19 protein-coding genes are annotated in these 18,674 nt (G+C 37.9%); 8 read left to right on the top strand and 11 right to left on the bottom strand.

Annotated elements, in window-relative coordinates; all coding sequences use genetic code 11:
- Positions 1 to 15 precede the first annotated feature (15 nt).
- A complete protein-coding gene (locus tag ACKPCD_RS01280) occupies positions 16 to 537 on the top strand; it encodes a general stress protein (RefSeq protein WP_321433753.1) in 522 nt (173 codons plus the stop codon).
- 145 nt (positions 538 to 682) lie between these two features.
- Here ACKPCD_RS01280 and ACKPCD_RS01275 read toward each other — a convergent pair whose 3' ends face one another.
- Positions 683 to 1,378: a YjjG family noncanonical pyrimidine nucleotidase gene (locus ACKPCD_RS01275; RefSeq protein WP_160117042.1), complete on the bottom strand. Its 696-nt coding sequence runs from the start codon at positions 1,376 to 1,378 to the stop codon at positions 683 to 685.
- Between the two features lie 77 nt (positions 1,379 to 1,455).
- Here ACKPCD_RS01275 and yeiL point away from each other — a divergent pair, with 77 nt between their 5' ends.
- A complete protein-coding gene (yeiL, locus tag ACKPCD_RS01270; RefSeq protein ID WP_321433752.1) occupies positions 1,456 to 2,127 on the top strand; it encodes a transcriptional regulator YeiL in 672 nt (223 codons plus the stop codon).
- 156 nt (positions 2,128 to 2,283) lie between these two features.
- On the opposite strand, the gene mgtE is transcribed toward yeiL, so the two are convergent.
- From mgtE to ACKPCD_RS01255, 3 genes are all read right to left on the bottom strand, one after another.
- Complete coding sequence (gene mgtE / locus ACKPCD_RS01265) at positions 2,284 to 3,636, bottom strand: magnesium transporter (RefSeq protein ID WP_321433751.1); 1,353 nt, start codon at positions 3,634 to 3,636, stop codon at positions 2,284 to 2,286.
- Positions 3,637 to 4,062: 426 nt separating this feature from the next.
- Positions 4,063 to 5,508 carry a glycoside hydrolase family 1 protein gene (locus tag ACKPCD_RS01260; RefSeq protein ID WP_287510691.1) on the bottom strand — a complete coding sequence of 482 codons (1,446 nt, stop codon included), beginning with the start codon at positions 5,506 to 5,508 and terminating at the stop codon, positions 4,063 to 4,065.
- A gap of 115 nt (positions 5,509 to 5,623) precedes the next feature.
- Positions 5,624 to 6,352 carry a MurR/RpiR family transcriptional regulator gene (locus ACKPCD_RS01255; protein ID WP_160117040.1) on the bottom strand — a complete coding sequence of 243 codons (729 nt, stop codon included), beginning with the start codon at positions 6,350 to 6,352 and terminating at the stop codon, positions 5,624 to 5,626.
- 467 nt (positions 6,353 to 6,819) lie between these two features.
- Here ACKPCD_RS01255 and ACKPCD_RS01250 point away from each other — a divergent pair, with 467 nt between their 5' ends.
- The 3 genes from ACKPCD_RS01250 (at position 6,820) to ACKPCD_RS01240 (ending at position 8,943) form a co-directional block, all read left to right on the top strand.
- On the top strand, positions 6,820 to 7,803 hold the full coding sequence (locus ACKPCD_RS01250) for an aldo/keto reductase (RefSeq protein ID WP_086989598.1): 984 nt from the start codon (positions 6,820 to 6,822) through the stop codon (positions 7,801 to 7,803).
- A gap of 230 nt (positions 7,804 to 8,033) precedes the next feature.
- Entirely contained in the window at positions 8,034 to 8,282 is a 249-nt protein-coding gene (locus ACKPCD_RS01245; protein ID WP_068562239.1) for a GlsB/YeaQ/YmgE family stress response membrane protein, read from the top strand.
- Positions 8,283 to 8,529: 247 nt separating this feature from the next.
- Positions 8,530 to 8,943: a Rid family hydrolase gene (locus ACKPCD_RS01240; protein WP_086989601.1), complete on the top strand. Its 414-nt coding sequence runs from the start codon at positions 8,530 to 8,532 to the stop codon at positions 8,941 to 8,943.
- A 261-nt stretch (positions 8,944 to 9,204) separates the two neighbouring features.
- Here ACKPCD_RS01240 and ACKPCD_RS01235 read toward each other — a convergent pair whose 3' ends face one another.
- Positions 9,205 to 9,600, bottom strand: a complete 396-nt coding sequence (locus ACKPCD_RS01235; protein WP_086989603.1) for a putative periplasmic lipoprotein — start codon at positions 9,598 to 9,600, stop codon at positions 9,205 to 9,207.
- 113 nt (positions 9,601 to 9,713) lie between these two features.
- Positions 9,714 to 10,289: a helix-turn-helix domain-containing protein gene (locus tag ACKPCD_RS01230; protein WP_218142828.1), complete on the bottom strand. Its 576-nt coding sequence runs from the start codon at positions 10,287 to 10,289 to the stop codon at positions 9,714 to 9,716.
- Between the two features lie 357 nt (positions 10,290 to 10,646).
- Between ACKPCD_RS01230 and ACKPCD_RS01225 the strand changes: the two genes are divergently transcribed.
- Positions 10,647 to 11,876 (top strand): glycoside hydrolase family 2 TIM barrel-domain containing protein, encoded by a 1,230-nt coding sequence (locus ACKPCD_RS01225; RefSeq protein ID WP_086989607.1) that lies wholly within the window; start codon positions 10,647 to 10,649, stop codon positions 11,874 to 11,876.
- Between the two features lie 276 nt (positions 11,877 to 12,152).
- On the opposite strand, the gene ACKPCD_RS01220 is transcribed toward ACKPCD_RS01225, so the two are convergent.
- The 3 genes from ACKPCD_RS01220 to ACKPCD_RS01210 form a co-directional block, all read right to left on the bottom strand.
- The gene (locus tag ACKPCD_RS01220; RefSeq protein ID WP_245734440.1) at positions 12,153 to 12,758 is read right to left on the bottom strand and encodes a YczE/YyaS/YitT family protein; all 606 of its coding nucleotides are present in this window, start codon (positions 12,756 to 12,758) and stop codon (positions 12,153 to 12,155) included.
- Entirely contained in the window at positions 12,748 to 14,181 is a 1,434-nt protein-coding gene (locus ACKPCD_RS01215) for a 6-phospho-beta-glucosidase (protein WP_086989608.1), read from the bottom strand. Before ACKPCD_RS01215 ends, ACKPCD_RS01220 begins: the two co-directional genes overlap by 11 nt.
- A 94-nt stretch (positions 14,182 to 14,275) precedes the next feature.
- The gene (locus ACKPCD_RS01210) at positions 14,276 to 15,016 is read right to left on the bottom strand and encodes a MurR/RpiR family transcriptional regulator (protein ID WP_232309380.1); all 741 of its coding nucleotides are present in this window, start codon (positions 15,014 to 15,016) and stop codon (positions 14,276 to 14,278) included.
- A gap of 793 nt (positions 15,017 to 15,809) precedes the next feature.
- Here ACKPCD_RS01210 and ACKPCD_RS01205 point away from each other — a divergent pair.
- Positions 15,810 to 16,709, top strand: coding sequence for a LysR family transcriptional regulator (locus ACKPCD_RS01205; protein ID WP_086989649.1), 900 nt, complete (start codon positions 15,810 to 15,812; stop codon positions 16,707 to 16,709).
- Positions 16,710 to 16,819: 110 nt separating this feature from the next.
- On the top strand, positions 16,820 to 17,404 hold the full coding sequence (locus ACKPCD_RS01200; RefSeq protein WP_068562245.1) for a LysE family transporter: 585 nt from the start codon (positions 16,820 to 16,822) through the stop codon (positions 17,402 to 17,404).
- 278 nt (positions 17,405 to 17,682) lie between these two features.
- Here the strand turns inward: ACKPCD_RS01200 and ACKPCD_RS01195 are convergent, their stop codons facing one another.
- Together ACKPCD_RS01195 and ACKPCD_RS01190 are read right to left on the bottom strand one after the other, a co-directional pair.
- On the bottom strand, positions 17,683 to 18,090 hold the full coding sequence (locus ACKPCD_RS01195; protein WP_321433750.1) for a hypothetical protein: 408 nt from the start codon (positions 18,088 to 18,090) through the stop codon (positions 17,683 to 17,685).
- A 181-nt stretch (positions 18,091 to 18,271) separates the two neighbouring features.
- On the bottom strand, positions 18,272 to 18,619 hold the full coding sequence (locus tag ACKPCD_RS01190) for a hypothetical protein (RefSeq protein WP_321433749.1): 348 nt from the start codon (positions 18,617 to 18,619) through the stop codon (positions 18,272 to 18,274).
- Positions 18,620 to 18,674: the final 55 nt, after the last annotated feature.

The raw sequence follows: 18,674 nt of genomic DNA, 5'->3' as shown, positions 1-18,674 counted from the left end.
GTGGAGGTAATGATTATGGCTAAGTTTGTAAAAGGCTCCTACCGCACCATTTCAGAAGTTCATGCTGTTCTAGAGGATTTGCGTAAGGAAGGGTACGCGGAATCAGACATTACGCTTGTCACAAATAAAGATAACACATACAAGGAATTGGATGATTCCACAGATGCACAGATCAAATTGGAGGAGCATTATGCCGAACATTTTTCGCTTTGGGAAAAAATCCTGAATATGTTCCCCATTTTCACGAGTGATGATTACGTGACCAACACCGAAAACTCCGACTCTGAAGCGGAAGAGGACACTTTGTTGGATGGGTACCAGAAACAATTGGATGATGGCGAAATCATTGTGATTGTGGATGACTTGTTGAATAAGGAAAGTGCGTTGAACTTGGAACCGATGAACCCAGATCCAGGCGTAGCCAAAGATATCCTTGAAGATGCGCCGGAAAAGGATTCTCATCCCGATGTCGAGGCAATGGAAGATGTTTTGGAACAAGAAACAACATATGTTCCGGGAGATGAAGACAAAATCTGACATAAAAGGCATTGTTTGACCACCAGGCAATTTCCGCAACAAGCAACCGCACAAAGTTGGATCCTATAACAAAATACACCCGATACTAGCCTGACCAACATCTGGTCGGATTGGTATCGGGTGTTTGCCTGCTCATTTCTGTCAACTAACCTTCCAATAATGCGGCTATTTCCATTAAGTTTGATACAGTGTATGTGCTTTGCGGGGCGAATGGATCAGGTTGACTTTTCTTCCGGTCAAACCAGACGCAGTCCATTCCTATGTTGAGAGCGCCTTTGATATCTGAGGACAAGCGATCCCCGATCATTAAAAATTCTTCTTTATGGCTTGCGTTCAAAGTATCCAAAATATGTTGAAAGAAGAGGGCATTCGGTTTCTCATGCCCGATTTCTTCGGATATGAAAATATCTTCAAAATAGCCTTGCAGCTTGGAATCTGCTAATCTTTTTCTTTGCGTATTGCCTACGCCGTTTGTGCCAATATATAATTTGTATCCTTGCCCACTTAATGTGTCCAATAATTCAGTTGCGTGGGTAATGGTCGAATGGCCTTGGTTTAAATGCTCACGGTACATCGCCTCTACTTTTGATCCACTCTCATCTATCTGAAATTCTTTCAAAAATAAGGAGAAGCGTGTTTTTAAAACTTTCTCGCGAGAAATCAAGCCCTCTTCCAATTGAGACCACAAGCCATCGTTAATGCCTTTATAACACGCAATAGTCTGTTTATTGTAGGGCAAATTATACAATGTAATAATTTCTTTTAAAGCCTGTTCTTCTGTATCTTGAAAATCAAGTAGTGTATCATCTAAATCAAAAATGATATGTTTATATTTATTCATTCTTATCCACCTCTTCTTTGTAATATATCCTATATCAGAATATAATAATAGGAGATATATCATAGTGAGGTGACAATTTGGAGAAGATTCTTCTAAAAGAGTATGCTGCACAATCTGTCGATAGATATAGAAGCATGCAAGCAATTTTTCCGGAAGCACTGTTACATCAAGCCTACATTTGCAAATTTTCCTGCAATGAATATATTGTGCGTTTAGACGAAGATATTCGCTGCTTATTCTTATTGTTGGATGGGAGGGCAAAGATCTATTTAGTGCATGAGAACGGAAAGCGCGCACTCATTCAGTTTCTAGGGAAAAATGATTTTATTGGTGAATTATCTTTAATCGAGGCAGAAGAACATTCAAAAGATGTTGTAGCTATAAATGACTGTACGTGTCTGGCGATTCCGTTAGCATCAGCGAAAAAACAGCTGCTGGAGGATAATGCTTTTCTTCTTCATTTATCAAAATATTTAGGTGATAAATTGCTTAAAAGAACAGAGCATTACACAGCTATGCAAGATTATGAACTCAAAAATAGATTAGCAAAGTATATTCTTCAAATTGAGAATAATGGCTATTTTCAAGAAAAACTGACAGAGACAGCGGAGTATGTGGGAGTAAGCTACCGACATTTGTTATACACGCTCAACAAATTCCGTGAAGAAGGATTATTGGAAAAAAGAGGCCGACAATATTTCATTGTCAGCAAAGAAGCGTTGGAAAAATTAAGTTTGAAAACCAATTGATGCACTAACCAAAATTCTCACTCGGTAAAACAGACGATTCCATCAACAACACCTCGACTATAGTGAATAAGCCCACGAGCGGGCTTGTTCATTATAGTCGAGGTGTTTTTTGCTTTTTTATCAATTACTCCATGAAGAACAATACTATTTCTAACGTTAAATAAGATGGAGCAGGAATGAAGCGATAGAAAAGTAAATATAGAGTCCTAAAATATCATTGATGGTGGTAATGAATGGTCCGGATGCGATGGCTGGATCGAATTTTAACGTATTGATAAGGATAGGAACAACTGTCCCGCTGATGGTAGAAAGACTCAGGGTGATGAAAATGGTTATCCCCAGTATGAGCGCGAGGACAGCATTTCTGTAAAAGATGAGAATGACAAGCGATAAAACAATTCCTGCCAAAAGACCGATACACATCCCCACCATAAATTCTTTCCAAATGGTACGTCCGATGCGCTCATCCTGTTCTTTCAAAATCAAGCCTCGAACGGCCACTGCTAGCGACTGGGTTCCTACGTTACCCGCGGAGTCCATGATGATAGGAATAAAGGCGGCTAAAACGACTACTTGATTGAGCGTTTCTTCAAATGAGCTGATTAGACTTGCGCTAAGCATTCCCATAAAGAGTAAGATGATGATCCATGGTGAGCGTGCACGAGCAATTTCCCAGACGGTTTCTGGCCGGTCAAAAGTGGTCGTAATGGCTGAGAACTCGTTAAAGTCTTCAGTTACTTCGTCTTCCATGATGTCCATGATATCATCCACCGTTACAATCCCTCTGAGGATATTTTTTTCGTCCAGGATAGGCAGCGCCACTAAGTCGTAATCTTGGATCAGCCGGGCTACTTTTTCTTGATCATCCTCGAGTCGCGCGTGGATGAAGTGTGAGGACATCCTATCTCCGATCATCACTTCTGCAGGGAGAAGGAATAAATCACGTATGGACAAAATCCCGAGTAAGATACCGTGCGCATCCAAGACATACAGATATTGGATGATTTCTGCAGTTGGAGCTTGTGCACGCACTTGATTAAAGGCTTGATGGACAGTGGAATTGGGAGAAACGCTCACAAATTCTTTTGTCATAATCGAGCCAGCGCTTTGTGACGGGTAAGCCAGCAACTCTTCTAAGTCGGCTCGATCCTGGTCGCTCAGTTGATTCAGAATGGCTTTGCCTTCAGATCCTGTTTTAGCCAACATACTCGCTGCATCGTCGCGTGACATCCTCTGGAGAATTTCCCGCACATATTCGGGTTTAAAATCCTTCAGCAAGTTTGCTTGCTCATCCACATCCATCCAGCCCAGTACATCAGCGAATTCTTTTGCTGTTAAAAAAATTTCGATTTTCTTCTTATTTTCAGGATATAAGCGGCGCAGCACCTCCGCCTGGTCTCGCTCGTGAAGCGTCAGCAAAAGGGTGCGGAATTGCTCGCGGTCATTCTCTTTTAGAACCGCGAAAATGTTATTGTAATAGGACTCGTGTTTGAATACATTTTTTTTCATTATAATCCTCCTCTTGAGAAGGCAGCGAGCCTTCCCGTTTTGTTAAGTTGAATCGTCTCATCCACCTAGCGGGGTCAGGTACCATTCTGCCACCTCCTCAATAGTCTCCTTTGGGTTTAGTTATATTGACAGTATCTGCTTCATTATAACATTTTTTATATGAATAGATTGCATAGTTGGTGCAGCGGACTATGTCTATTTTGCATATAGTTTTAAAGCCAACTGTAACGACAGGGTATGATTGGTATCGTTTTCTTGATCATACACAATGAGGTCCTGTAAAAAATAATCAATAAATGCCGACCAAGGATCTGTTCTATGGTTTCTTCTTCGCGAAATCGTTAAATCAACAATACCTCCACTATAATGAAGAGGCACACGATTGTGCACAAAACATTATAGTGGAGGTATTTTCTTAAGTTCTATCTATAGTTTTTCTCCATTTGTAGTAATTACCTGCTTATACCAATCAAATGATTTTTTCTTGCTTCTCTCTAAAGTGCCATTGCCATAATCGTCTTGGTCAACGTAGATGAAGCCGTAACGTTTGGACATTTCAGAGGTACTTGCGCTGATTAAATCGATACAACCCCAGCTTGTGTACCCCATAAGATCTACACCCTCTTTGATCGCTTCATTCATTTGCTCAATATGTGCACGCATGTAATCGATACGATAATCGTCGTTGATTGAGCCGTCTGCCTCTACTTTATCATAGGCTCCAAGTCCATTTTCTACGATAAACAACGGTACTTGGTAGCGATCATACATTTTCTTTAAGGTAATACGCAATCCTTTAGGATCGATTTGCCATCCCCAATCAGATGACTCTAAATAAGGGTTTTTCACACCACTGAAGAAGTTCCCTTTTTCCTTCTTCTTATCAGGTGCTCCGCTGGCAACCATTGACATGTAGTAACTAAAGGATAAGTAATCCACTGTATGTTGCAGTAATATTTCTTCATCGCCAGGAAGCATGTCAATCTTAATATCATTTTCTTCAAAATAACTCAACATGAAGCTTGGATAATACCCACGAACCTGAACGTCAGTGAAGAACAGATTCATTTGATCCTCTTTCAGTGCTTCTAATACATCATCTGGACTGCAAGTTTCCGGATAGACTTCCATGCGAGCCAGCATACAACCAATCATGGCATCAGGGATCATTTCATGACAGGCCTTGACCGCTCTGGCGCTGGCTACAAACTGATGATGTAAAGCTTGATAAACCGCTTGCTCCTTGTGTTCTACCTCATCTATCAGAATACCACTACCAATATATGGAGACATCGTTGAAACATTTATTTCATTGAACGTTAACCAGTATTTTACTTTTCCTTTGTAACGATCAAATACCGTTTCTGCATAATGAACAAAGAATTCAACTACGCGTCGATCTGCCCAGCCATTGTATTTTTGAACTAATGTAAGTGGAATTTCATAGTGTGATAACGTCACAAGTGGCTCAATGCCATATTTCAATAATTCATCGAAGACTTTGTCATAGAAAGCTAGCCCTTCTTCATTTGGCTCTGTCTCGTCACCATTTGGAAAAATACGCGGCCAAGAGATGGACATACGGAATGTTTTAAAACCCATTTCTGCAAACAGTGCAATATCTTCTTCATAACGGTGATAGAAGTCGATACCACGGCGTTTCGGGAAATTGTCGCCACCTTTTCCTGCTAAAAGATCTTCTAATTCTTTTTTGCTTCTGACATCCATTTCAATTTCATTTCCACGCTCTTCTTTTGGTACAAATTGAACCATATCAAAAATGGAAAGTCCTTTACCGCCCTCGTTGTAAGCTCCTTCTAATTGGTTTGCAGCCGTAGCTCCACCCCATAAAAAACCTTTTGGAAATGTCATATGCTATTCCTTCTCTCGACTTTTTTTGTTTCTGATTTCATTATAATTTAGTGATGCAAAAAAAACTGGTCAAAAGGAGACCAGTTTAAGGCTGAGAAGGATGGTGCTATTGGAATCAATGGAACAATACATCAAACAATCTTAATAAGGTTTGACTACTGACAGCACTATTTTCAATTTTTCCGCATTGTAAAATTTCATCAAACAATTCCAGATGTTGATGTGGCTCCGAGAAGGTAATGAGTAATTTCTTTCCCTTTGTCTTTTTAAGTTTTTCAAATAAGAGGAATTCCTCTGAGAGTAAGTATCCCTGGATAGAAATAGTGATGATCATATCTTCCTCTGTCAATATATCCAGAGCATCCATTTGTTTAAAAATGTTTGTATTGCATTCACAAAATTTCCCTGCCAGAAGTATTTTTTTTTGCAACTCCAAAGCTTGGATTTGATTCTTTTCAAAACCTAGTATGACAACTCTGCGGGATTTGCTGATCTGTTTTACGATCCGCTCAATCTGTTCTTTTGGGATGTTTTCAATTATTTCCACGTTTTCTTTTAATTGCGCTATAAAGCTATCGCCACTTAGGGCAGTATCGTTTTTTTCAAGAGATGCCCCATACTTCATTACAGAATTTCTTAAGCTTGAAAAATTTCTGAAACCAATTCTTTTGCAGAAACGATTAATTGTAGAAGGCGCTACATTACATACCTCTGCGACTGTTTCTAATGAAAATCCCTCGATTTTATGAGAATTTTCGAGCAATGTTTTCGCTATGTGGTAGTTAATATCTTTATCAAGAGAATTGTTTATGTAAGCTAAAAGATTATAAATCAATGTTTCCACATTTCCCACCTCTTCAATTGATTTCAATCACTTCATTATTTTAACATTTATACAGACTTAGTACAGAGGGGAGGGATGATAAGAGATACAGTTGCAGAAAGAAAGAAAGAAAGACAAGTAAAAGGTGAAGAAATAAAGAAAACGCTTGCCTTGAAGTGGACTTTAACAAGTAAACTAATAATGAACAACAGGACAATGGTATTCAGCTTCATTCTTTTGTTCAAATATAGGAATTTATACAATTTTCCAGAGTGAAAGTGCATCACCGTGGGTGTTTCACAAGTTTGCAAAATGTTTCATGCACCTAAAATGATGTCCAGCTTCACGGGTAAGCCCTTCGGAAATTAGATAAATCTGACCCATTGCGCTCTACGATGCTCATTCAGGGCCAGATTTCCTAAATTTCTTTCAGGGCTGAACGAACCCGTTCAGCTTTTCTTACATAAAAATAGAAGGGGAGTAACGATATGAATAAACGTACTTTAGGCAGTCAAGGATTAGTTACATCGGAATTAGGTTTTGGTTGTATGGGTTTGAATCATCACAGAGGGCCAGTGAAAGATCGAAATGAAATGATGAAAGTTGTGCGGCATGCATTTGATGCCGGCGTGACGATGTTTGACACCGCAGAAGTATATGGTCCCTACACCAATGAAGAATTAGTCGGTGAAGCTATTCAAACATTTCGTAAAGAGATTCAATTAGCGACAAAAGGCGGCTTTAACATTAAGGGAAATTCCTACTACCCAGAGAGCAAGAAAGAAACGTTGAGAAATTCTCTAGAAGGCTCTTTAAAACGTTTGGGAACGGATTATATTGATTTGTACTATATTCATCGAGTGGATCCTAATATTCCGATTGAAGAAGTGGCCCAGACTATGCAGGAATTTAAGAAGGAAGGGAAAATACTGCAGTGGGGATTATCTGAGGCGAGTGCAGAAACAATTCGTCGTGCACATCACGTCGAACCTTTAGCAGCTGTCCAAAGCGAATATTCTATTTGGTGGAGAGAATTGGAAAAAGAAGTGATTCCGACTTTGGAAGAGTTGAAAATTGGTTTAGTTGCCTACAGTCCTTTGGGTAGAGGATTTCTTACCGGAAAATTGACAAGAGATGCTATAGCTAGCGAAAACGATAATCGTGCAGAACTTCCACGTTTTACTGAAGAAGCTTTCAAAGCTAATCAAGTAGTTCTGGACCTGTTGCAAAAGATTGCCAATGAAAAAGAAGCGACGATTGCGCAAGTATCGCTGGCTTGGTTATTGGCACAAAAAGATTGGATTGTACCCATCCCAGGAACAACAAAATTGAGTAGAATAGACGAAAATACGGGTGCAACGGCTATTCATTTCAGCAAACAAGAACTGAACGACATCAATCATGCAGTGGATCAATTAGAAATTGTAGGAGATCGTTATAATCAAGAACAAAACAGCCGAACAGGTAAATAATGCCTGCTGTAGAAAGTGATTTTCCTCTTATGGGTTCAGTTGTGTCCAACTAAATTTATATCATTGTGAGAAAGTTATTTGATACATCCAAGTTTCTCTTTTCGGGAGCCGACTCGCTTCGAGTGTAAATACTTTATAATATAGGTTATTCCTTATATAATGGCAGTGTAACGAGCAAGGTTTGGACACATGGTTACTGTAGGCTTCTATATAAGAAGGAGGAGTAAAAAATGGACTTTCTTTGGTCATTAATTGTCGGTGGTATTTTAGGCGCACTCGCTGGAGCTTTTCTGGGTAAAGATGTTCCCGGTGGCATTATCGGAAATATCATTGCAGGTTTTGTTGGTTCCTGGTTAGGTGTAACATTGTTCGGAGCTTGGGGACCTGCAATCGGAGGATTTTATATCGCACCTGCACTAATAGGAGCCATCATCTTGATATTCGTTCTTTCCCTTATCCTTAAAACGATGAAAAAGTAAGTTTGTTCTGCACATCAACCAGACGTGCGATGTCAGAATGAATTCAGAAACAGATAATGCTGGTCAGCCGAACTTGTGGTTGGCTAGCATTATCTGTTTTTGTGCCCATTGCACAGAGTCGGTGTAAAAACGTGCAAGGTACACATACTCAAAAAACAGTCCGCTTGCTATAGTAAATGCGATAGTAACCGCTTTAATGGGTTGCTGCCGTAAGCTAAAAAATTATCTAAAAGGGGATACAAATATAATGAGTGGCTACAACGCAGTATTGGCAAGAAATACAGAAAATGCACCCGAAAGTGCTCTATCTACACAATCGGTAGCTTTTTCTCATTACAATCATCTTTCCGCTCAATTACCACTAGATCCAAAAACTGGCAAAATGGTAGCCGGTGGCGTGAAAGAGCAGGCGGAACAATGCCTGAAAAATATGAAAGCTATCGTCGAAAGTGTTGCCCATGTTATGGATGATGTGGTCGCAGTCACTGTACTCCTTAAAGACAGCGCTGATATGGCGGCTGTAGATGAAGTTCACACAACCTTTTTCCAAAACGGTGTTCCTGCACGGACAACGCTCGCAGTTTCAGCGCTGCCTATGGATGCTTTAGTCCAGATCGATGCAGTTGTATCAAACGCCGAAGGAACACCACCAGTAGCGTAACGGGTATTTATTTGCAAATGCATGAACTATCAAAGGTACTTATCCACTGCGTAGATGCGTATCTTAATTATAAAGAGCCGTCCCAAATAAAAAATTGAGACAGCTGCTGTTTAATAAATTCCTCTCCATGCTGTTGAAAATATTGCTGAATAAATTGTAGCGCATCGTTTATTGACTCTTTATAAACTTCTTGGAAAAACACCCGATATGAGCCTAACCGAATTTTGGTTGGGCTCGTATCGGGTGTTTGGATTGATTATTTCATTTTTCTACTTTTACGATCCCCATGCCGGGAATCTGCGGAGGGATGGACATCGTGGTGGGGGCATGCTCGACTAAGGTGACTGTTACGCTGTCGCCTTTTTCTAATGCTGACAGAGGTATATTTTCACCGGAGGATAAGTCGGTCAAGGCAACACCTTCCATCAACAGGATGACTTCATCGAAAGAAGCAGCCTCCGAAGATTCTACCGGAACTAAGTCAGACACGAACAAACCGCCTTCATGCGTTTCGCTGCTGTCGATAACCGTTCCTGTATACAGGACAGTTGCTTCTTCATTTTCCGCAACCTCACTATTTATGCTCGCCTGTGAACTCGCAGCACCACAGCCACTCAGCAGAGCCGTAGTGAGAAAGCATAAGATTAACTTTTTCAAACAAATTCCTCCTTGTTGTTCAGATAATCCAAGTATAACCCACACGACAATAAATGTTCAAATATTAACTCAAATATAAAATAAAGTCTCCGGGTTAAATCGCTTATGCCTTGTTAAGTCTCCGTAAAACAGTGCTTACTATATTGCGAAGGAGAAAGCGAAGTCGTTTTTTTAAATACCCTACTAAAATAATTTAGATCATTGAATTCTACCATGAGCGCAACCTCTGTAATCGATACATTTCCCCGTTCCAAGTAGCGTTTCGCCTCTTCTATTCTCTTTTGATTAATATAGTCAACGATGCTCTTGCTCGTTTCTGCTTTGAATTTACGTGAAAGATGTGAGGCATTCACGTAAAGTTCATCAGCAATGATAGATAATGATAAATCCTCTTCTAGATGCATATGGATGTAATTCACGGCCTTTTTAACAAGAAGACTATAATGACGGGTAGAAAAATCTCTTACAGCTGCACAGTATTCATAAACCATCGCTTCCCCCAACTGTTTTAAGACGGAAAGGCTGGAGGCTCTTTCAATCAAAATCGCAAATTTTTCGGAAATATGATGAATGTAAAGAGGATGAACACCGCCTCTTTCAGCTGCGGTTCTGGAAATTGTGTTCATAACCAATACGATATTTTTTGCAGATCGAATAGGGCTTTCAGGTATTCGATTTAAAAAAATCAATAAAATATCTTTGTTGGAGTCGTTTAAAATACGGGTAATTTTATCTTTATTTCCTTGGGCGATAGCATCGACAATCTCTTTTTCTAATCGAAAACGCTCCTCTATCTGATCGTTACTCTCAGCTATTGCTAGTTTTAATTCTTCTCTATTGAGAGTGGAGACAACCCGTTCTGCCCCTAGCGATTGCGTTTCAATATAAGCATGTGCAAATAAATTTACGAGTAATTCACCGATGCTTTGGGCGTTTTTTCTGCTGACAACGGATAAAGAGTGATAAAATTCTTCGAGTGATTTTCGTTCGCTTATGGGTGCGTTGTTTTTCGCAACAATATCGCTGATTAATCCAATATCTCTTTGATGTCTAAAACAGAGTTAGAAGGCATTAATGCCAAACAACAGATAGTTGAACTGATTAGACAAAACTTTAATCATCCGTCTATCCTGTTCTGGGGAATCCAGAATGAAATTCAAATTAGTGGGGAAAGACCTGAGCTAAGGAAACTCGTGAATGAATTGAATGAGTTAACGAAAAAGGAAGACCCTACCCGATTGACTACAATGGCAAACGTCATGTTCGTTGAAGATGAAGATGACTATAATTATGTGACGGATACGATTGGATACAATAAATATTTTGGTTGGTATAACGGTGAAGCAGGGGACTTTGCGGGCTGGTTAGATGGTTTCCATAAGAAAAATCCGACTGTAAAACTGGCGATTTCAGAATATGGTGCAGAAGGAATTTTACAATACCATAGCAGTGAACCAAAAATAAAAGACTATTCTGAGGAATACCATGCGCTTTATCATGAAACCGTGTGGAAGATTTTTGAAAAACGTCCCTTCCTTTGGGCAACGTATGCATGGAACATGTTTGACTTCGGTGCGAACATCAGAGATGAGGGCGGTGTACAGGGAAGAAACAACAAAGGGCTCATCACCTATGATAGAAAGATTAAGAAGGATGCTTTTTATCTGTATAAGGCACATTGGAGTGATGAAAAATTTGTGCATATTACAGGCAAACGTTTTGTCGATCGGACGGATGATACGATCGATATCAAAGTCTATTCTAACTGTAATGAAGTGAACCTATCTGTAAACGGAGGGGAAACGACTACCCTTACGAGTGAGGATAAAATCTTTGTCTTTGAAAACATTTCCCTGAAAGAGGGAATAAATGAAGTCAAGGTATTCGCCAAGGATGGGAATATTAGCCTGCAAGATGTAGCGATGTTCAATAAAGTGGACAACCCGAACGAAAGCTATTTTACCCCTGAAGAAGAAGGGGGATTCGTCGCCAACTGGTTCGATATGCCGGAATTAGGCGATGTGGAAATGGAAGAACTTGTCATAACGGATGATGTCTACTCTACCCGTTGCACAGTGGGAGAACTTTTTAAAAACGAAGAAACAAAAGCGATCGTAACGACATACTTAGGTAACGTGGAAGAACATCCGATGTTCGATATGATGCAAGGTTTTACAATCGATGCCATGTCTCAAATTGCATCCGATCAATTTAGCGAAAAAATGCTGTACACCCTCAACAAGAAACTATCCCAAATTAAAAAAAGTGAACAGTAAGGATGAACTTCTAACTGAACTACTCTTTATCACATACAATCACGACCAAAGAGGCTGCGATAAAATCCCAACTAAATAGAAAAATAGACGCGAGCTTACCCAAGTTAGGTAAGGTTACGTCTATTTTTTATCTTCCTCCGTAGGGGTATGGTGAACAAAAAGGGTATCCTTTGTTGATAAAATTATAAAAAAGTCACTATTTTTTTGCTGTTTTCAGACCTAACGGAATATCAATCAATCTATTGATTTAATGCAACACTAGGGTTCAAATGCCGTTTATTTACTCTTTTGTAAAAACTTATTAATTAAATTATACGTAGTGTTTAGAATGTAACCAATCAGAAATACGGAGATTAAAGGACCAATAACAAGATGCTGGTTAAGCAACCAAGCAATAATAAAGAGACACAGATCTCCTAAACTTCTAATCAACCCAATTGAGTTCTTAGTGACCTTACTAATCCAAAAAACACATGCATCATAAGGTACTTTACCTAGATTTGCACTAGTATATATACCGGCTCCAATCCCAAGTAATAAAATACCCATAATCAAGAAAAGAAAGTTGCCCGGATTACTGAGTCCTTGGTTTAATGTATATTCGGCAGTTGCTCCAACAATATAAGGTTGGAGAATACTCCCAATACCTAATTGAGCGCGGTCATAAAGTAAAGGTGGAATCAGCATTAGTAAAGTGATGATCATATTGGATTGATTTAAAGTTAAATTAGTATGAAGTGAAATCCCTTGCCAGACCCAAGAAAGAGAATCGCTCCCATAACCTGTTGATATGGATAATGAAACTCCGAAACCCATGACTAAAGATCCGAATAAAAGAAGAAAGAAATGAAATAATGAGGTTAGATTAAATTTATTTTTCATTTAAATTTTCACCGTTATTTTTAATTACTTCTTGATACCAATAAAAAGATTTTTTCGGAATACGTCTGAATGTTCCCTTACCGAAATTATCTCGGTCAACATAAATAAAACCATAGCGCTTAGCCATTTCACCAGTTCCATTAGAAATAGAATCAATACATGCCCATGAGGTATAGCCGATTAATTCGACACCATCCAGAGTGATTGCGTCAGACATGGCTTTGATATGTTCTTTATGGTATTCAATTCTATAATCATCATGAATCTCATCAGTTTCTGTTAAATTATCGACAGCCCCTAAACCATTCTCTACAACAAACATAGGTTTGTTGTAACGATCATAAATTTCATTGATTGTAATTCGAAATCCTAATGGATCAATTTGCCAACCCCATTCGCTAGTTTCTAAATAAGGGTTGATTTCTGAAGCAAAAATATTGCTTTCGGTTTGATTCGCAGCATCAGGTTGGGCGCTGCTTACTCTTGAAGAATAATAAGAAAAGCTAATAAAATCTACAGTGTGGTCTCTTAAAACTGCGATATCACCATCTTTAATAGGAAGAGTGAGATTTTGTTGTTCGATTTGTTTTAAATAATAATTAGGGTAGCTTCCTCTTACTTGGACATCTGAAAACATATAGCTTTCACGTGAATCTTGGATGGATTTCCATACATCTTCTGGACGCGGCGTCTGAGCATAATAACTTCCAGCAGCCAACATACATCCAATTTGAAAATCAGGGTTTATTTTTTTAGCAAGCTGAGTTGCTTTAGAGCTGGCGACTAATTGATGATGGATCACATCAGTTGTAATCTGCTCTCTATTATCCTCTGGTTTAAAAGTTAAGCCTGTTGCTACAAAAGGGAAATGTAAGACCATATTGATTTCATTAAAAGTAAGCCAATATTTGACATAATCTTTATAATGGGTAAACACTGTTTCAGTGAATTTTAAATAAAAATCAATAGTTTGACGATTCTTCCATCCACCATATTCGTCAACTAAATACATAGGGATATCAAAATGATTGATGGTTACTAAGGGTTCAATATTATATTTTCGACACTCTTTAAAGACATTCAGATAGTAATCCAGGCCTAACTGGTTAGGTTTGGATTCATTTCCCTTAGGATAAATTCTTGACCAAGAGAGGGATAATCGGTAGACTTTGAATCCCATTTGGGCCATCAGTGCAATATCCTCTTTGTAATGGTGATAATGGTCAATGGCGACTCTTGATGGAAAGAAAGTATCCTCGGGTAAAGATTTAGGATCCAAATTTCCTGTACCTACTTGGAAACGTGATTCCCCGTAAGGCATATAATCTAAATTTGAAAGGCCTCGTCCATCAATAGTGTAAGCTCCTTCTGTTTGATTCGCAGCAGTTGCTCCGCCCCATAAAAAATTGTTTGGAAATGACATATATATTCCTCCTTGTTCTTATCACAAAGTATAAGGGGTATGTCGGTAATCAAAAAGGAAGTTTCTTTAAAAGAAACTTCCTTGACGAACAAGCTTAATAGGTTTGCTTTAAATTGAGGATTAATAAGTCAATAACATATTTAAAAAAGTAGGCATTGAATTTTTCATATTGTATGGGGACATGTAACTGTTTCCCTTTGAATCTGATATTACTCTGACAACTTATGAGCCATTTTGTTCCATTTGTTTCCTCAAGTCTCTTCACTACGCGTTTGTTGTACTTGAAAGTATTGCCGTCTATACTGAGTACTAATAATAAATCATTGTCGTTAATATCGTAGGAATGATTAAAATCAACATCGCAAATAATAACATTCTTGTTGATCACTTGTAGTTCTGTTTGGATCTGATGGCAGAGGTAACGAGCATCGCCTTGAGCAAACACATATATAGTATTTGCTGAGGTAAGCTGTTTAATTAATAACTCCAGGCGATTATAATCTAAAGAATTTGTTAGAGAGTTAAGAAAATAAATCATAGTATTTGTAAAATTTAAAATATTATCTTTCATATTATCATATACATCAAAATCGTGACGGCGTCTCTCTAAGGATTCAAGGTATTCTAAGCAGGCATCTTTAAAGTCAATGTATGTTTTATAGTCTAAATATCTGACATATTTAGAAATTTGACTTTTTGATACAAACGTTCTAATAGCAACCTCATCCATTGTAATATAAGGAATCTCATGAATATGTTCTTGAAAAAATAAACTCAATATATAGAAAGTTGAATTTTTTTTATAGGAATTTGTCACATCATTTAGTTTATCCATTATCAATCGTATCAGTCCTTTATAATGTGAAGTTAAAACAGAGAGAATAAATAGCTCAATGAAGTGACTAAGGGCTTATTCAAAAACAACATCAAGGGAACCGTAATCGTGATGGTAAGCATTGGTATCTAGAATTGTTCAGAATGGACACGGTCTTTCCCATAAATCATAGGATTATTTTTGTTTAATATACAGTCATGTCGTTAGCCATTTTGTAAGGGTCTTAGATAGGTCATTCACCCTCATTATAAAGGATTTTTTTATGCTATGGAATGATCAAAATTTTCATGCTACGCCAGTGGTATTTTATATTCGCTTACCCTTCGTTATAAAAGAAGACTATTAAAGACTCGGTTATATCATTTTTACTCTTTAAAAAAGAATGCCGCAATCAATTGTCCGCACCGGTTCAAAAATTTCGTTTTTAGTGATAGGAATTTGTAAAATTTTTTCAACTCAAAAGTGCATCACCGTAGGAGTTTCACAAGTTTGCAAAATGTTTCATGCATCTAAAATGATGTCCAGCTTCACGGGTAAGCCCTTCGGAAATTAGATAAATCTGACCCATTGCGCTCTACGATGCTCATTCAGGGCCGGATTTCCTAAATTTCTTTCAGGGCTGAACGAACCCGTTCAGCTTTTCTTATGATAGCCAATGTTGAATTTCATCGGCTACAGCCGAAAAATAACGACTCTATGTCAGTTTTCATCGTTTGATCAGTAAGCGCAGTCGTATGTGCTAGAATAGAATATTATAAGGTCAGAAAAGCTAATGAAAGAAGTTGGGAACAGTATGACATTTCAACATTTGAAATATTTACTCACAGTTGCAGAGAAAGGGTCAATTACAGAAGCGGCAAAGGGATTATTCATTTCACAACCGAGCCTTTCAAATGCGATTAAAGAGGTGGAGAAAGAAATCGGGTTCAGTATTTTTACGCGAAGTCGGACGGGAATTGCCTTGACAAAAGAAGGCATGGAATTTTTAGGCTATGCAAGACAAGTAGTGCAACAGATGGATTTGCTGGAATCAAAATATGTTTTTAATGTACCCGTAAAACAGCGGTTTTGTGTTTCAACACAGCACTACACGTTCACGGCTAATGCGTTTGTGGAAATGGTGCAACAGTTCGGACAGGAACGTTTTGAATTTATCTTAAATGAAACACAGACATTTCAAATCATTGATGATGTGAAGAATCGTTTTAGCGATGTAGGCATACTCTTCATAAGCAACAGCAATGAAACCATCATGCGAAAAGTGTTAGAGAAAAATAATTTGGACTTTTATGAGTTATTTAGCGTCAGCCCCCATGTATTTTTGAGAACGGATCATCCCTTGGCAAAAAGGGGTGTTGTCACCCTTAAAGATTTAGAGCCTTACCCTCGCTTAAGTTTTCTTCAAGGCAATTACAATTCCACTTATTTTGCAGAAGAACTTTTCAGTATGGAACCTGCAGAAAAGAGTATCAAAGTCAGTGATCGTGCGGCAATCGTGAACCTCATGATTGGTTTGGATGGTTATACGATTTCCAGCGGAATTTTCCCGAAATATCTGCATGGCGGTTCTATCGTGGCACTTCCACTTGCAGAGAATGAACAAATGCGTATTGGGTACATTTTAAACAAAGGGCAAGCACTATCAGAATTGGGGGTAACATATACTGAGGCTTTGCGACAATACAGAGTATAATTTTTATATTTTTATCATAGTTTTAAACTATGGAAAAACATAAAATATCGGAATAACCTATACAAACAGGGTTTATGTTATAGTCTAAAAAAACAGAAAGGAAGAAAATAATGCCTGGATATGTATTAGGGAATTTCTTTATTTATGCGATAATTAACGCGTTTACTCCGGGGCCGGGGAATATTTTAGCATTGAATACAGTCACAAATTATGGATACAAAAAAGGTCGCTCTTTATTTTTTGGCATCTTCGCAGGGTATTATGTAGTTCAAATTATCTGTGCACTGTTTGTCTATGGTGTGAGTGCTTTTATGCCGAATATCCTTGGCATAATGAAATATATTGGTGCTGCGTATATTCTATGGCTCGCCATTCATATCGCGGTAAGCAAACCTGAGTCAGAAAGTACTGAAAAATCGGCCTCTTTTTTTAAAGGATTCTTGCTCCAATTTGTGAATGTGAAAATCTATTTGTTTGGTATAACCGCTCTGACCGGATATATAACGGATTACTACACTTCTTTTTTTGATCTAATATTGTTTGAACTGATTGTTGCCACAATCGGAACCATTGCCACAATCACTTGGATTGGAATGGGTATGATGATACAAAGGATGTATCAAAAACATTTTAGGCTCATCAATATTATTCTGGCAGCTTCATTGCTGGAGTGTATTTATAGTATGCTAAAGTGAGTGTGGAATTTTATCGCATAAGTCTTAAAAAATGAGGGTGGTATTACATTCAATACAAATAAAAAACTGACTACGGGACTCATAATCAGTTTTTTTATTTGTCGGTTTAGTGCGTACCTAAAACCGGCACCTGTAAAATGTTGATTTTATTGAATTCTTGATAGACGAGAAGTGTTGGTTAAATATTAACTAATAAGAGATAAGATAAGGCAGGTTACGTATTCGTATCAATCATTGATTAAAATTTATCTCTTTCATAAATTATTGGGCAGCTGCTATCAAATCAGCCATTCTCCCGAGTCTAAATCTATAAATTTATCTAACGTTATTTCAGATTTAAAGGTTTCCCCATATTCACCTCTACGAGTCTGTTGATCTAATTTAAAAGGTATATTATAAAATCGATTTTTAGCTGTTTTAGCTATCATATTATTTTTGATAAAATATGATATGACCTTTTTATGTGCATCTATATCATCACAATTAAGATAAAAGCAGGCTACACCTGTTTCGGCATTACTATGTTTGGCCTGTGTAACAATTCTATCCTTTACTGCGTTCTCACATTTTTCCGCTGCAACTTTTTTGTCCTTAAAAAAATACATCCATTTACCGACTTTGTCGTATTCAAATTCGTTAGTTTCTGCTAAATAATATACCCAGGGGATACTTTCTATTATTTTCATTTATAGTCCTCATTTCTTTATAAATCTAAAGTTAACTACCTTCTCCATACCTCGTCACTCCTTTCAGTACCAACTCCTTTGTAGTAACTCTTTTGGCATTCATTGATTGCAGATGAGACAGGAGTGACTAGGGATACCGTAAAATGTTCCTTTAAACACATCTGAGAAAATTTGTTTTGAATTATTTTAGTTCCTTGGAAAAAATAACGGTATCTTCTACTACCACACCATCATTGTTAAGTTTAAGTTCTATTAGAGCAATTCCACTTAATGTACCGTGGATTTGGTCTATATTTTTTTTACAATAGCTAAATGCTTGCACCATTTTATCTTCATAGAATCTATCTGCTAATTGTATAAATCTATTTTTATCTAAAGCATCATAATCAGCAATGGTGATATGAGGCCTTTTTCCTTTAGTTTCCACGCCATAGTGACTAATATTCTGCTCACTTAAATCTTTCCATAATCTTCGGAAATTCACTTCTGTTTCATGATCTAAATAACCTACAAATGCATATTCATACATAAAGTAGCCCCCTTAAGTTGGCAAAACATCGTTTGTAAACGCAAGGATATTACTC

It is taken from the genome of Trichococcus flocculiformis, from assembly GCF_963662535.1.
Lineage (GTDB): Bacteria > Bacillota > Bacilli > Lactobacillales > Aerococcaceae > Trichococcus > Trichococcus flocculiformis.
The sequence above is the reverse complement of the archived record's forward strand: the minus strand, read 5'-3'. Positions and strand labels throughout refer to the sequence as shown.